The sequence below is a fragment of the Cystobacter fuscus DSM 2262 genome (genome assembly GCF_000335475.2).
Classification (GTDB): Bacteria; Myxococcota; Myxococcia; order Myxococcales; family Myxococcaceae; genus Cystobacter; species Cystobacter fuscus.
Map to the genome: position 1 here is coordinate 447,347 of NZ_ANAH02000001.1, position 14,121 is coordinate 461,467.

Genomic DNA, 14,121 nt, shown 5'->3' on the forward strand with positions numbered 1-14,121 from the left:
CGAAGTGCTGGCGCGACACCGTCATTGAGACTGGTTCTCGCCCACGAGGGTCCTCCGCATGCTGGACATACCGGGTTATAGGGTTCTCGGCGCCATCCGAGCGATGGGCTCGAACGTGCTGTTCCAGGCGGTGCGCGAGGCCGATGCCCTACCCGTCATCATCAAGACGCCGATCGCGGCCTCGCCGGGTCCCGTCGAGAACGAGCGGTACCGGCGGGAGTTTGGAATCCTGCAGCGGCTCAAGGACGTGCGGGGCGTGGCCAGGCCCTATGCCTGCGACCGACTCCACGAGCGGCCCCTGCTCCTGCTCGAGTGGGTGCTCGGCCAACCCCTGTCCGAGACCACGGGTCAGCCCATGGAACTCTCCCGGTTCTTGCACCTGGCCATCTCCCTGGCGTCCACCCTGGGGGAGGTCCACTGCCGCAACGTCATCCACAAGGACATCAAACCCTCCAACATCATCGAGGAGCCGTCGGGTGAGGCACGGCTCATCGACTTCGGGGTGGCCACGCTGCAGCAGGTGGAGCACCTGGACGCGGCACCGACGCATCTGGTGGAGGGCACGCTGGCGTACATGTCGCCGGAGCAGACGGGGCGGATGAACCGCGCGGTGGACTACCGCACGGACTTCTACTCGTTGGGGGTGACCTTCTACGAGCTGCTGACAGGGGAACGACCCTTCCAGGGGAAGGATGCGCTCGAATGGTTCCACGCGCACATGGCGCGCAAGCCCCGCCCTCCCCACGAGCTGAATCCGCGGGTGCCGCCGGCCTTGTCCGCCCTCGTGCTCAAGCTGCTGGCCAAGGTGGCCGAGGAGCGCTACCAGAGCGCCGAGGGACTCAAGGCGGACCTGGAGCGCTGCCGCGAGACGCTGAGCCAGAGCGAGCAGGAGGTGTTCGCGCTGGGGACGAGCGACACGCCCAACCGGTTCCAACTGCCGCAACGGCTCTACGGGCGCGAAGCGCAGGTGGCCACCCTGCTCGAGAGCTTCGCGCGGGTGGCCAAGACGAGCGAGCCGGAGTTGCTCCTGGTCAGCGGGTATTCGGGCATCGGCAAGTCCTCGGTGGTGAACGAGCTGTACAAGCCCGTGGTCCAACGCCGCGGCTTCTTCCTGCGTGGCAAGTTCGACCAGTTCCAGCGAGACATTCCCTACGCCACCCTGGCGCAGACCCTGCGCGAGCTGGTGCAGCAACTGCTCGCGGGGAGCGATGAGGAGCTCGCCCGGTGGCGCGAACAGGTGAACCAGGCCTGGGAAGGCAAGGGCCAGGTGCTCGTGGACCTGGTGCCTCAGTTGGAAATCCTGGCGGGCCCGCAGCCCGCGCTCCAGGAACTGTCCTCCAACGAGGCGCAGCACCGCTTCTACCGGGTGGTGCGCCAGTTCCTCTCGGTGTTCGCCACCCGGGAGCACCCCATGGTGGTGTTCCTGGATGACTTGCAGTGGGCGGACCTGGCCAGCCTCCAGATGATCGGGCATCTGCTGTCGCATACCCAGCCGGAAGCCCCGCCGGTGCTCTGGCTTGGCGCCTACCGGGACAACGAGGTGGGCCCCGCGCATCCCCTCCTGCCGATGCTGCGCGAGGTGCTCGCGGCGGGGACCCGGCTGACGGACATCCGGCTGGAGCCGCTGAGCGTGGCGCAGGTGGAGCACCTGGTGGGAGACGCGTTGCCAGGAGCGGAACGCAAGGTCATCACCCCGCTCTCGGCGCTGGTGCACGAGAAGACGGGAGGCAACCCCTTCTTCCTGATGCAGTTGCTGGTGGCACTCCACCAGGATGGCCTGCTGGTGCGGGTGCCCGAGGGCGGGTGGCGGTGGGATGCCGAGGGAGTGCGGGCCCGGGACTACTCGGAGAACGTCGTCGACTTCATGGTGGGCAAGCTGCGCCAGTTCCCCCCGGGCACCCAGCACCTGCTGCGGCTGGCCGCGTGCGTGGGCAACCACTTCACCCTCCAGATGCTGGGCACCCTCGCTGACCTGGGACAACTGGAGGAGGTGGAACAGGGGCTCGAGCCCGCGCTCCAGGAAAGCATGCTGGTGCGCTCCGGCCCGGAGCAGTACCGCTTCCAGCATGATCGCATCCAGCAGGCGGCCCACTCCCTCGTCTCCCACGAGGAGCAGAAGGCCATCCACCTGCGCATCGGTCGCCTGCAGCTCCAGAGCCTGACGCAGGAGCAGGTGCACGAGTCGCTCTTCGACGTGGTGAGCCAGCTCAACGCCGGGGTGGAGCTGATGGAGGATGCCGCGGAGCGCCACCAGCTCGCGCGGTTGAACGCCGAGGCGGGACGCAAGGCCGCGGCCGCGGTCGCGCTCCGCCCCGCCCTCACCTATCTCAAGATGGCCTTCACGCTCATCCCGGGAGACCCCTGGGAGACGGATCCCGAGCTGGCCTTCAAGGTCCGGCTCGCGCGGGCCAGATGCGAGCTGCTGAGCGGCAACATCACCGAGACGCGCCAGCTCACGGAGGAGCTCCTGACCCGCGCGCGGAGCCGTGCGGACATCACCACCGCGTATTGCCTGAAGAACGACATCGGCCTCGTCACGGGCGACATCCATGGCGCCGTCACCTGCATGCTGGAATGCCTCGACGTGCTGGGCATGCCCGTCTCACGCCACCCCACCCAGGAGGAGGCGATCGCCGCCCACGACGAGGTGTGGGCGCTGCTGGGGGAGCGCTCCATCGAGAGCCTCATCGACCTGCCGCCCATGACGGATCCGGACATGAAGCTGGTGATGGGGGTGCTCGCCTCGCTCTTCGGACCGGCCTACTTCAGCGATCACCACCTGCTCATCATCGACCTGAGCCGCATGGTGTCGCTGACCCTCCGCTACGGATTCTCGGAGGCCGCGGTGCTGGGAATCTGCTGGTTCGGGGTGCTGACCAGCTCCTACTTCAAGCGGTACCGGCAAGGCGAGGCCCTGGGCCAGCTCGCCTGCGAGCTCATCGAGCGGCACCACCTGCCCGATCGCCGCACGCGGGTGCTCTTCGGGGTGCAATACACCGACTACTGGACCCGCCCCATCCACCTCGTGCACGAGATCTCCCTGCGTGGCTTCCGGGAAGATCTCCAGTCCGGGGACTACCTGAACGCCAGCTTCTTCTGCCACATGATCGTCCAGAACCGTCTGGCCATGGGGCACAACCTCAAGGACGTCTACGAGGAAGCGGTCTCGCGCGGCGAGTTCGTGCACAAGGCGGGGGTCGTGGATGCGATGGACATGCTCCTGAGCTACCAGGCCTACGTGCAGCAGCTGCGCGGGCTCTCGCGCTCCTTCGACACGTTGAGCGGGGGCGACTTCGATGAGCAGTCCTTCGAGGCCACCCGGCAGATTCCCGCGCGCATGGGCACCATGCGGTGCGTCTATTGGATCGTGAAGCTCCAGTCGCGCTTCATGTGCGGCGCCTACGCGGAGGCCCTGGAGGCGGCGGACAAGGCGACCGAGCTGCTCTGGTCCATGCACGGCATGCTCTTTCGCAGGGAGTACCAGTTCTTTCGCGCCCTGAGCCTGGCCGCGTGCTTCGAGGAGGCCTCGCCCGAGGAGCAGCGGCGCTATCTCGAGGCCATCCAGGCTCACCAGCGGCAGCTCGCGGACTGGGCGGAGCATTGCCCCGAGAACTTCCACGCGCTCGAGCAGCTCGTGTCCGCGGAGCTGGCGCGCCTCGCGGGCCGGGCGGACGAGGCCACACGCGCCTATGAAGAGGCCATCCGCTCGGCGCGGGAGAACGGTGCCACCCAGTACGTGGGACTGGCCAGCGAACTCGCGGCCAACTTCTGGCGCACGCGGCAGGCCTCGGTGGTCGCCCATACCTTCGCCAGAGAAGCCCGGGCGGCGTACCAACAGTGGGGAGCCGTGGGCAAGGTGCAGCACCTGGAATCCCAGTGGCCCCACCTCGCGTCCCCGGTGGACGCCGAGGAGGCACTGACCACCCACAGCACGGCTTCGACCCGCATCGACGCGCTCACGGTCGTCAAGGCCCAGCAGGCTGTCTCCAGCGAGATCGTGCTGGAGCGTCTGGTGACGACGCTGCTGCGCGCGGCCATCGAGAACGCGGGCGCCCAGAGCGGCGCCCTGCTGCTGCCGGAAGGCAACACGCTCTCGGTGGCGGCCATCTCCGGGACTTCGTCGGAGGGGGCAGCGCACGAGCTGCCATGGACGATCCTGTCCTATGTCCGGCGCACCCGAGAACACGTGCTCATTGGCGACGCCTCCAAGCCCCACCCGTTCTCGGCCGATCCCTCCCTGGCGCGTGGCGGAGCGCGCTCGGTGTTGTGTCTGCCCCTGATGAAGCAGGAGCAGTTCTCCGGAGCGCTGTATCTGCAGAACAACCTGGCCACCAATGCCTTCAGTCCGGCGCGCCTGGCGCTCCTGGGACACATCGCGTCGCAGGCGGCCATCTCCATCGAGAACGCGCGGCTGTACGCGGACGTGCAGCGCGCCCGGACGGAGCTGCGCCGGGCCAATGAGGAGCTGGAACGGCGGGTGGAGGAGCGCACGCGCGAACTCAAGCAGGCCCAAGCCCGTCTGGTGGACACCGCGCGCGAGGTGGGCATGGCCGAGGTCGCCTCCAACGTGTTGCACAACGTGGGCAATGTGCTCACCAGCGCCGTCGTCAACCTGGAAATGATGCGCCAGGCCGTGGGCTCCTCCCGCGTGGGTCGGCTGAAGCAAGCCACGGCCCTGCTGATGGAGAACCAGACGAACCTGGCGGAGTTCCTGGCGGAGAGCTCGCGTGGCAGCCGCCTGCCGGAATACCTCTCGGTGGTGGCAGACGAGCTGGTGCGAGAGCAGACCCGCCTCATGGAGGACATGGATGCGATGGGCCGGCACATCGACCACATCCGCGCCATCGTCCAGGTGCAGCAGACGTATGCGCGCAACGCGTTGATGACGGAGGAGTGCGATCTGGCCCAGCTCATCGATGATGCCCTGCGCATCCAGATGGAGACGCTGCAGCGTCATGGCGTCTGCGTCCAACGCGAGCTGTCGGTGCTCCCCAAGGTGAAGGTGGACAAGCACAAGGTGTTGCAGATCCTCATCAACCTGCTCAGCAATGCCCGGCACGCGCTGGAAGCCATGCCCGAGGGCAAGCGCCACCTGTGGGTGAGACTGGCCGCGGAGGGGCCGGTGGCTCGCATCCAGGTGGAGGATGACGGGATGGGCATCGCTCCCGAGGTGAAGGGCAAGCTCTTCACGCACGGCTTCACCACGCACAAGAATGGCCACGGCTTCGGGCTGCACTCGAGCGCGCTGGCGGCGCAAATCCTGAATGGACGCCTGACGCTCGAGAGCAATGGGCCCGGCCAGGGCGCCGTGGCCACGCTGGAGCTGCCTCTCATCTGAGCCAGGCGCGGACCGGTGTGCCCTCACCGGAGAAGGGCCCGAGGGTCTGGCCCCACCGTGACGCCTCGTGAAAAGCGTTACAGCGGGGCCTCGTTTTTCCAGGCGACTTGCGTCTTGAGATGGCTCGCGCGTGCGTGCTTGAGTGAGGGCTCCCCATCCCGGAGGAACACCATGACTCGCGTCATCCAGGCATCCGACGTCGAGGCGCAGGGTCACCTCGTCAACGCCCTGATCGACTCCGGGGAGGCCGTGCGGCCCGAGGTGAAACGCATCATGGCCGCGCACGGGTTCACGGCCACCTCGCTCCAGCCGTGGTACCCCCTGCCGGACTTCCTGCGCTGCCTGGAGGACATCCAGACCCACGTGGGCCGCTTCTCCCTGCGCGCCATCGGCCAGCAGCTTCCCCGGTACACGGTCTTTCCTCCCCACATCACTTCCTTCGAAACGGCCCTGTTCCTGGTGGATGAGGCCTACCGGATGAACCACCGGGGCCCGGGAAGCATCGGCGGCTATCACCACGAGCCCGTGGACGGACATGCCGCGCGCATGCGGTGTGACAATCCCTATCCCTGTGAGTTCGATCAGGGCCTGCTGGAAGCCCTCCACATGCGCTTCGCGCACCCGGGCTCGTTGCGGCTGCGCATCACGCACGGCCCCGGCGGTTGCCGCGCCCTGGACGACGCCGCCTGTACCTACCACCTCAAGTGGTGAGGGGGCGCATCCCCCTGCTTTTGTTTGGCCTTACAAGGCGCCCCTGCGCGCGCGCCCCTCGCGGACGGCGCGGACGAGGGTGCTCGCGGCCACCTCGCAGTCGTCCGCGGAGCAGATGGCGGACACCACCGAGACCCCATCCGCCCCGGCGGCGACGACCGCCGCGGCGTTGGCGGCGGAGATGCCACCGATGGCCACGGCCGGCACGGGCAACAGGCGCCGCAGCCGGACGAGTTCCTCCAGCCCGAGCGCCGGGGTGGCATCCGGCTTGGAGCCGGTGGGGAAGATGGGACCCACGCCCGCGTAGTCCACCACCGCCGGATCCAACGTGGGCAGGTCTTCCGCCCCGGTGATGGACAGGCCCACCAGCGCGTCGGGCCCCAACAGCCGCCGGGCCACCTCGGGCGGCAGGTCGCCCTGCCCCACGTGCACCCCGTCCGCCCCCATCGCCAACGCCAGGTCCACCCGATCATTGACGATGAGCGGCACCCCGAGCGGCCGAAGCCGCTCGAGCAGCGCCCGGCCCAACGCCAGCGTCTCGCGCGCCGGGACGTCCTTGTCGCGCAATTGCACCAGGGTCGCCCCGCCGCGCACCGCGGCGAGCACCACGTCCACCAGCCCGCGCCCGCGCGACAGCAGACGGTCGGTGACGAGGTAGACGGACAGGTCGGGCACACGGCGGCTCATGGCGACGGTCTCCTTCAGCGCAGGCGCGCCCGGGCGCGCACGGTGGCCTCATCCAGGGTGTAGAGCGCGTCCAGGAGGTGGAGCTGCAGCGACCCCGGACCCTTGGACTGCTCGGCGGCGAGCTCCCCGGCCAGACCCAGCACGGAGAGGGCGCGCGCGGCGGCCAGTACCGCGTCGGGCTCCACCGCGAGGAAGGCGCCCACGAGCGCGGACGCCGTGCACCCCATGCCCGTCACCCGAGCCATGAGCGGGTGGCCGTTGTCCACCGCCACCACACGCGAGCCGTCGGTGACGTAGTCCGTCCTGCCCGTGACGGCCACCACGGTCCCCAGGCGGGAGGCCAGCCCCCGTGCCGCCTCGAGCGAGGCCTCGGAGGACTGGGTGCTGTCCACCCCGCGCGAGGCCCCCGCCTCGCCCGCCATCGCGAGCACCTCCGAGGCGTTGCCGCGAATGACCGTCGGAGCCTGTCGCGCCAGCTCGGCGGAGGTGGCGGAGCGATAGCGCGTGGCGCCAGCGCCCACCGGATCCAACACCCAGGGCACCCGCGCCTGGCGCGCGGCGTGGACGGCCAGCCGCATGCCCTCCACCCACTCCGGAGACAGAGTGCCGATGTTCACCACCAGCGCCTGCGAGAGGACCGCGAAGTCGGCCACCTCCTCCCGCGCATGCACCATCGCGGGCGAGGCCCCCACGGCGAGCAGGGCGTTGGCCGTGTTGTTCATCACGACGTAGTTGGTGATGTTGTGCACGAGCGGCGAACGCTCCCGCACCGCCTTCAGCGACTCCCACACCCCAGCGCTCAGTTCCACCGCCAGCTCCTCTTCATCCGTTCTCTTCCGCGCCTCGACTTCGACCGGCTCCTGGAGCTCCTCCTTCACCCGGACACCCTACGCCCGGCAAGCCTCAACCGCCGGTCCGAATTGTTATGAACTCCATCGAGTTGCCTTCGGCGGGGCGAAGAAGAAGGCGCGACCCACGCCCACGGTATTGCCCGGCCGGACAAAGGGAGAACCCTTCGCCTGGAACCTCTCACCCTCATAGGAGTTTTACACGGATAACAGCTTTGCCTGGTTCTCCTTGAAATCAGGTTTAGAAAAGCCTTATGTTCCAACCGTCAGGTTTTCATCACTCCCGGAGCCAGGACATGAAGCGTCAAACCCTCTCCTTCCGCCGACATGTCCAGATCCCCCTCGTCTGTCTGATGGTGGTGCTGAGCAGCTCCTGCCAGGAAATCAATGGCGCTGTCACCACGATCCAGGGCGCGATCGACATGATTGGCCGTGAATCCTCATCATGGCAGGGCACGATGAAGGAACTCGAAGCCAACCTGTTCAAGGATGGAGATGACCTCATCGCCCATCAGGTGACGATGTTGGCGGAGCGAGGCATCGCCACGGGCAGCGCCGAGATCAGATGTGACGTGGACTTCATTGGCAATCGGATGATCGAGGGGCTCAAGCGGATTCTCGATGAGATGGAAGGCCGGACCCCAGCGCCCCCGGTGCCACACTTCTGCACGGTGTCTCCGACCGTGATCGAACTGGAGCAGATCCAACAAGGCTCCCTGGTGGGCGTCAATTTCTATGGCTATGACTTGTTCGAGAAGGACATCCGGGACTCCAACGTCAGGATCTTCCTGCAGAACAGGAATGGCTCCCAGCAGGACATCACCTTCGCCAGATCCTTCCTGTCGCACTACCTCATGACCATCCGGGTCGACGATACGCGCATCGACTACAGCGGCGAGAGCGAGAAGCTGGTGATCACCGCGGGGAAGAAGGTCCTGAGTGAGATCAGCATCGTCTCCAAGCTGCCGACGTATTTCGATTGGTGCCAGGGAGACGCTCCGCCCCGCCTCGCGGAGGATGTCGGGCAGACCTGCGCCCTGAGCCGGATGTCTGGCAGGTTTGGAGGCGCCACGGACTCGGTCTCCACCCTGACGAGCAATGGCTCCTGGTACCTCTCTGGGAATTCGAGCGAGGCTGGGGTGTGCGCGTCGGCGACCTGTGCCAATGGTTATCCCAGGAGCGGTGATTTCATGTGGAGCGCGGGGACGTCCCCCGTGCGGATGGTGCTTCAAGAGGGCAATGCCTGCTTCCTCACGAGCATCTCGGGCCGGCTCCAGGGGGCGAATGATCGCATCGAGATCTCCGTGGGGAGCGACGGCTACTACTATCTCGGGGGCGGCTCACAGCCCGACGCCTCGGCGACCGCGCGGTGCGTGGGGAAGGTCACCAGGCACAGCGAATTCTCCTGGTCCAAGGGCATGGGGACCCTCCCCCTGGGTACGGCGACCGGGCAGGTGTGCTTCTTGAGCAGGGTGTCGGGCCATTTCGGAGGCACGTTGGACTCCGTGCGTGCCTACATCAAGAACGGCTCCTGGTATCTGGATGGTGTGGCTGAACACGCGAACCTCACCGCATCCGTCTCATGCATTTCCCGGTTGTAGATGAGAGTCAAAAGGCCTCTGGTGGCACACAAGGGAGACGGTATGAAGATTTCGAAATGGCTTGTTTTCTCTCTCCTCGTGGCTCCACTGACCGGGGCCGTTGGGGGTTGTGGTCTGGGGCTGGAAGATCTGCCCAGCAGGGGAGGTCCCCCCCTCGAGTCTCCACAGCAGGGTGGGCCCGCGGAGCCCGGTGGACCCACGGAGCCCGGTTCGCCCGCGGAGCCCACCTGCACCCCGCAGAGTTGCGAGGGCGGTTGCTGCCTCAGGGGCGCGTGTTACCGCACCCAGTCCGATTACGCGTGTGGAAGCATGGGGGCGCAGTGCTCGATGTGCCAGTTGCTCCAGAGCTGCCAGAAACAGGATGTGCTCCGGGGTTGGGAATGCCTCACCGATCGCGCCACGCACTGGTCGCTCCAGCCACTGAGCGCCTCGGTTCCCCCCACGAAACCGGATGGAGGTTCCTGGGACATGGGCTCCGACGCGCCCGACGTGGTCGTGGAACTGGACTGCCCCGTCGAGGGCTCCGTGAGCAAGGTGAAGACCGAGGAGTCCCCCAGCTTCACTCCCAGCTGGAAGGATGGCACCTGTGTGACGACCTCACCCGAGTGGCGGAACGCGCCCATCCGCATCAAGGTCCTGGATGTCGATTTCCTCTCCAGCGAGGAGATCCTCACCACGTCCTACACGCTCGAGGAGAAGGACTTCGCGACGGGAACGATCGAGCTCCCCCTCTCCGCGGACGGGACCCATACCCTGAAGCTGCGGCTGTCCCGGGTTCAGTAACCAGCGTTTGGGTTGGTGACCTGGGCCCCGTCGCTTTCTTACAATACAAGCGGATTTCTGCCTCGGCAGGCAACCCGGGTCGACCATTCGCTAATTGACAGCCAGCCAGGCACGGCACTAGATGGGCCCGCACCGTCACACCGCTTTCCATCGCGGTCTTCCGGAGGGAGCCCTCCGCGCGGATGCGCCGCATGGAAAACACCGATCGGCTGCTCCCCGGAGCGCCGGGAACGGATGAATGCCATGTCGAGACAGGGAACGGCTGTTCAAAGCAACGAGTTCACCGAGGTGGAGTTGATGATGCGTGCCCGAGGGCTCGCCGAACTCGCCTGGAAGCACCGGGAGGAGACCGAGTCCACCCGTCGGATTCCCCGCGTGGTCATCGACGCGCTGTTCGACTCGGGACTGCCGCGGCTCGGGACGTCGAGGCGAATGGGCGGCCTCGAGGGGCACCCGCTGACGCTCGTCGAGGTCGGACGGGAGCTGTCGCGTGGGTCGGCGGCGCTCGGCTGGCTCTACGGCCTGACGGTCGGGCATCAGTGGTACCTGTCGTTCATGTCCGAGCGCTTCCAGCAGGAGGTCCGCGACTCCAAGCCGGGGCTGATCGTCGACTCGCTGGTTCCCGCCGGCCAGGTGGAGCCCGCCGACGGAGGCTTCCTGCTGTCCGGTCACTGGAAGTTCGTCAGCGGCGTGGAGTGGTGCTCGTGGGCCGGTCTGGCCGTCGTCGCGAAGCTGCCCGGCCGGACGGAGCCCGAGCCGCTGGTGATGTTCGTCCCGGCGGACAAGCTGAAGATCGAGGACACCTGGCACACGGTCGGCCTGCGCGGCACCGCGAGCAACGAGATCAAGCTCGAGCGCGTGTTCGTGCCGCTGCACCGCATCTTCGCCCTGGCGCGCTTCGCCGCCGACGGCAAGCCGCAGGGTGAGGTGAGCGAGCCCGGCACGCTGTACAAGCTGCCCTTCATGGCGATGGCGGCCATCCAGCTGTGCTATCCGGCGCTCGGCGCGGCGCAGCGAGTCATCGAGGAGTACGCGGCATGGACGAAGAAGCGCGTGCGCGCCTACGAGCACACGGCGGCGAAGGAGGCCCCGTACTCGCAGATGACGCTCGCCGATGCCACCGTCAAGTGGGACGCCGCGCGGGCGCTCATGCTGCAGTATGTCCGCGACGCGTGGGAGGCCGCCGAGGCCGGGCAAGGGGTGCCGAGCCCGGAGGAGCGCGCGCGGATGTTCGGCCAGCGTGCCTTCATCACGCGGACCTGCGCCGAGCTGACGAACCAGTTGTTCCTCGACTCGGGGGCCATGTCCCTGTTCGAGACGTCCGCCATGCAGGCGCTGTGGCGCGACGTGAACGCGGCCTCGATGCACATGGTCCTCAGCCGCGGGGACGCACTCACCAGCCTCGGCCGCACGCAGATGGGTCTGCCCGGCCACCACTTCGCCTGACGCGGGGCCTCAAGGCTCCGACCGCAGGCTGTCGAGCAGCGCCTTCAGCGCCAGCGACGGCGTCACCGAGCGCGCGTAGACCGCGGACACCTGTGTCTCCGGCAGGGGTTGATCTGGCAGGAGCCGCAGGAGCGACCCCTGGGCGAGTTCGTGCGAGACCAGGAACAACGGCACCAGGGCGATTCCCAACCCCGCCCGCACGGCATCGCGGGTGACGAACATGTTGCCCGTGCTCATGCGCCAGGCGATGCGCACCGTTTCCTCGCCGATGCTCCAGTGATCGATGTCGATGCGCGTGACGATCGCCCGATGACGGCTCAAGTCCACGGCTCGCCGCGGCGCGCCGTGAACCTCCACATAGGAGGGAGCGGCGACGAGCACCATGGGCACCGTGTCGAGCTTCCGGCTGATCAGCTCACTGTCGTCCAGCACGCCCATGCGGATGGCGAGATCATAGCCCCCCGCCACCAGGTTGACCCGCTCGTCGCTCAGGCGCAGATCGATGTTCACGGCGGAATGGCGCTCGAGAAACCGGAACAGCCTCGGCGCAATCACCAGCTGACCATAGGCCACCGTCGCGGACACGCGCAGCAGGCCGGAAGGCGCGGCGTGCTCCGCCATCGCCTCGACCTGGGCCAGCTCGGCATCGCGCACGATGGGACGGATGCGTGTGAAGTAGCGCCGGCCCACATCGGTCAGACTCAGTGCGCGCGTGGAGCGGTGCAGCAACGACGCGCCGAGCCGCTGCTCCAGGAGCGCGATCTGACGGCTGACCGTCGCCTTGGGCATGCCGACCGCGCGGCCCGCCGCGCTGAGGGAGCCGTGCTCCACGACCTTCACGAAGAGCGCCATGCCCTCGAAATCGATGAGCTGATCCATTGTTCCACTTCCTGGACGCCGCGGTTTCAAAAGCGCGTCTATTGTTCCAAAACCCGGCTCCTATACTTCAGCATCATGTCCAACCCCACCGCGCTCGACGCGGGGAAGTCGGTCGCCGACCTCGCGCTTCCCGTCCGCCAGGGCAGTCGCCCGAGGACCACGCCGACCAACCCGCACAGCCAGCTGGATCAGATGCCGACCCCGCTCCTGAGCCAGGAGCTCGCCAAACGCATCGCTCAACTGCCCGGCATCCGGCTCGGCCTGAGCGGACGGGCGCCCCCCGGCACGATCGGCTTCTATCTGAAGGAGCAGGAGGCCCACGGTCCGCAAGAGGCCTTCCTGCTGGGCCTCGAGTTCGCCCACCTCCATCCGAGTCCGGACGGCAGCCTCCACCTGCCCCTGCCGGAACCGCTGCGGAGCAAGGCGATCGCGAGCGGCTGGGCCGAGCAGCATCCCCTCGCCGGCCATCCCACCGTCTCCCGCGACATCGTCATGGTGTACGCGCCCCGGAATCCGGCCGAAATCGAGGTGGTCCTCACGCTCGTGACCGCCTCCTGGCGCTACGCGCGCGGCCACTGAGTCACCCGCTTCGCCCGGGGCGCCAGGCAATCGTCCCGGGTCGATTCAGACGACTATCACCGTCTTGCCTTGCGCGTGCCCCTCGGCCACGTGACTCAACGCCGCGGCGGTCTCGCGCAGCGCGTACCGCTGCTCGATCACCGGAGTCACCTTCCCGGCTTCGATGAGCGACCGGAGGACGAGCAGATCTTCCCGCCGCGGCCTGGCCATCAGCGAAGTCATCCTCTGGCTGCCGAACATTCCCGCCAGCATCACCCCGAGAATCCAGACGACCGGCCCGATCCAGTTTCCGCCCGGAGAGCCGGCGGAGGAGACGAACACCCCCTTGGGCGCGAGCACCGCCCGGCAGTCGGACACAGGGCGGTTGCCCACCAGGTCGAGCATCACGTCGTAGCGCTCCGGGCCCCGCGTGAAGTCCTCGCGGGTGTAGTCAATCACCCGATCGGCGCCGAGTGAGCGGACCTTGTCGACGTGGCGCGTGCTGCAGACCGCGGTCACCTCCGCGCCCAGCGCCTTGGCGATCTGCACCGCGAAGGTGCCTACGCCGCCCGAGGCGCCGTTGATCAGAACCTTCTGCCCCGGCTTGAGCTGCCCGACGTCGCGCAGCCCCTGCAGCGCGGTCATTCCTGAAATGGGCACCGCCGCCGCCTGCTCGAAAGTCAGATTGGCCGGTTTGGGCGCGAACAGGTCCGCGGGCGCGCACACGTATTCGGCGAAGGCGCCACCCGGCACCTGGCCGTAGACCTCGTCTCCGGGTTTGAGCGCGGTGACGTGGGGGCCCACCTCCTCCACCGTCCCGGCCATCTCCTGTCCCGCGATGCGGCGCTTGGGCCGCAGCAGGCCGAACACCAGACGAACCAGGTACGGCGTACCGGTGAGCAGGTGCACGTCACCCTGGCACACCGCGGCCGCATGCACCCGGACCCGCACCTCGCCGTCTCCCAACTCTGGCCGCTCCACCTCCTCGAACCGAAGCACCTCGACCGAGCCGTATGCCGGTTGGACGATCGCATTCATGGTCTTCATCGGGCGCTCCTGGCCTACGCTGTAAGTTGACCCGATCCGACACTAGGCTTGCGGTGTAAGTCGTATCAAGCAGACGAGCCAGAGCACGCACGCCGCTGACCCGGACTCGGGTGGCCGCGGCGTCGCAGGCCAGCGCCGAGCCCCTCGCGCCCTCGCGGGCCCACCGAGGAGCATTCCCGCGATATGGTTCCCGCCGGTCCCCGACCCAGCGAGCCCCATGTCT

At 67.6% G+C, this 14,121-nt stretch carries 10 protein-coding genes; 6 read left to right on the forward strand and 4 right to left on the reverse strand.

Annotated features, from left to right (window positions below):
* Positions 1 to 58: 58 nt before the first annotated feature.
* Positions 59 to 5,338 (forward strand): trifunctional serine/threonine-protein kinase/ATP-binding protein/sensor histidine kinase, encoded by a 5,280-nt coding sequence (locus D187_RS01700; protein ID WP_020917722.1) that lies wholly within the window; start codon positions 59 to 61, stop codon positions 5,336 to 5,338.
* 171 nt (positions 5,339 to 5,509) lie between these two features.
* Positions 5,510 to 6,049, forward strand: coding sequence for a hypothetical protein (locus D187_RS01705; protein WP_002627049.1), 540 nt, complete (start codon positions 5,510 to 5,512; stop codon positions 6,047 to 6,049).
* 30 nt (positions 6,050 to 6,079) lie between these two features.
* Here D187_RS01705 and thiE read toward each other — a convergent pair whose 3' ends face one another.
* A complete protein-coding gene (gene thiE / locus D187_RS01710) occupies positions 6,080 to 6,736 on the reverse strand; it encodes a thiamine phosphate synthase (RefSeq protein WP_002627048.1) in 657 nt (218 codons plus the stop codon).
* 14 nt (positions 6,737 to 6,750) lie between these two features.
* The gene (thiM, locus tag D187_RS01715) at positions 6,751 to 7,614 is read right to left on the reverse strand and encodes a hydroxyethylthiazole kinase (RefSeq protein ID WP_002627047.1); all 864 of its coding nucleotides are present in this window, start codon (positions 7,612 to 7,614) and stop codon (positions 6,751 to 6,753) included.
* 266 nt (positions 7,615 to 7,880) lie between these two features.
* Between thiM and D187_RS01720 the strand changes: the two genes are divergently transcribed.
* From D187_RS01720 to D187_RS01730, 3 genes are all read left to right on the forward strand, one after another.
* A complete protein-coding gene (locus D187_RS01720; RefSeq protein ID WP_002627046.1) occupies positions 7,881 to 9,185 on the forward strand; it encodes a hypothetical protein in 1,305 nt (434 codons plus the stop codon).
* Positions 9,186 to 9,653: 468 nt separating this feature from the next.
* Positions 9,654 to 9,968, forward strand: a complete 315-nt coding sequence (locus D187_RS01725) for a hypothetical protein (protein WP_002627045.1) — start codon at positions 9,654 to 9,656, stop codon at positions 9,966 to 9,968.
* A 243-nt stretch (positions 9,969 to 10,211) separates the two neighbouring features.
* On the forward strand, positions 10,212 to 11,414 hold the full coding sequence (locus tag D187_RS01730; RefSeq protein WP_043427744.1) for an acyl-CoA dehydrogenase family protein: 1,203 nt from the start codon (positions 10,212 to 10,214) through the stop codon (positions 11,412 to 11,414).
* Between the two features lie 9 nt (positions 11,415 to 11,423).
* Here the strand turns inward: D187_RS01730 and D187_RS01735 are convergent, their stop codons facing one another.
* Positions 11,424 to 12,293: a LysR family transcriptional regulator gene (locus D187_RS01735; protein ID WP_002627043.1), complete on the reverse strand. Its 870-nt coding sequence runs from the start codon at positions 12,291 to 12,293 to the stop codon at positions 11,424 to 11,426.
* Positions 12,294 to 12,368: 75 nt separating this feature from the next.
* Between D187_RS01735 and D187_RS01740 the strand changes: the two genes are divergently transcribed.
* Positions 12,369 to 12,872, forward strand: a complete 504-nt coding sequence (locus D187_RS01740) for a luciferase domain-containing protein (protein ID WP_002627042.1) — start codon at positions 12,369 to 12,371, stop codon at positions 12,870 to 12,872.
* A 45-nt stretch (positions 12,873 to 12,917) separates the two neighbouring features.
* On the opposite strand, the gene D187_RS01745 is transcribed toward D187_RS01740, so the two are convergent.
* Positions 12,918 to 13,898: an NAD(P)-dependent alcohol dehydrogenase gene (locus D187_RS01745; RefSeq protein WP_002627041.1), complete on the reverse strand. Its 981-nt coding sequence runs from the start codon at positions 13,896 to 13,898 to the stop codon at positions 12,918 to 12,920.
* Between the last annotated feature and the right edge of the window lie 223 nt (positions 13,899 to 14,121).

Bases quoted from the DNA above. Each gene is read 5' to 3' on its own strand.
- D187_RS01700 (WP_020917722.1), top strand. From the start codon at position 59: ATGCTGGACATACCGGGTTATAGGGTTCTCGGCGCCATCCGAGCGATG.
- D187_RS01720 (WP_002627046.1), top strand. From the start codon at position 7,881: ATGAAGCGTCAAACCCTCTCCTTCCGCCGACATGTCCAGATCCCCCTC.
- D187_RS01740 (WP_002627042.1), top strand. From the start codon at position 12,369: ATGTCCAACCCCACCGCGCTCGACGCGGGGAAGTCGGTCGCCGACCTC.
- thiE (WP_002627048.1), bottom strand. From the start codon at position 6,736: ATGAGCCGCCGTGTGCCCGACCTGTCCGTCTACCTCGTCACCGACCGT.
- D187_RS01730 (WP_043427744.1), top strand. From the start codon at position 10,212: ATGTCGAGACAGGGAACGGCTGTTCAAAGCAACGAGTTCACCGAGGTG.
- D187_RS01735 (WP_002627043.1), bottom strand. From the start codon at position 12,293: ATGGATCAGCTCATCGATTTCGAGGGCATGGCGCTCTTCGTGAAGGTC.
- D187_RS01705 (WP_002627049.1), top strand. From the start codon at position 5,510: ATGACTCGCGTCATCCAGGCATCCGACGTCGAGGCGCAGGGTCACCTC.
- D187_RS01745 (WP_002627041.1), bottom strand. From the start codon at position 13,898: ATGAAGACCATGAATGCGATCGTCCAACCGGCATACGGCTCGGTCGAG.
- D187_RS01725 (WP_002627045.1), top strand. From the start codon at position 9,654: ATGGGCTCCGACGCGCCCGACGTGGTCGTGGAACTGGACTGCCCCGTC.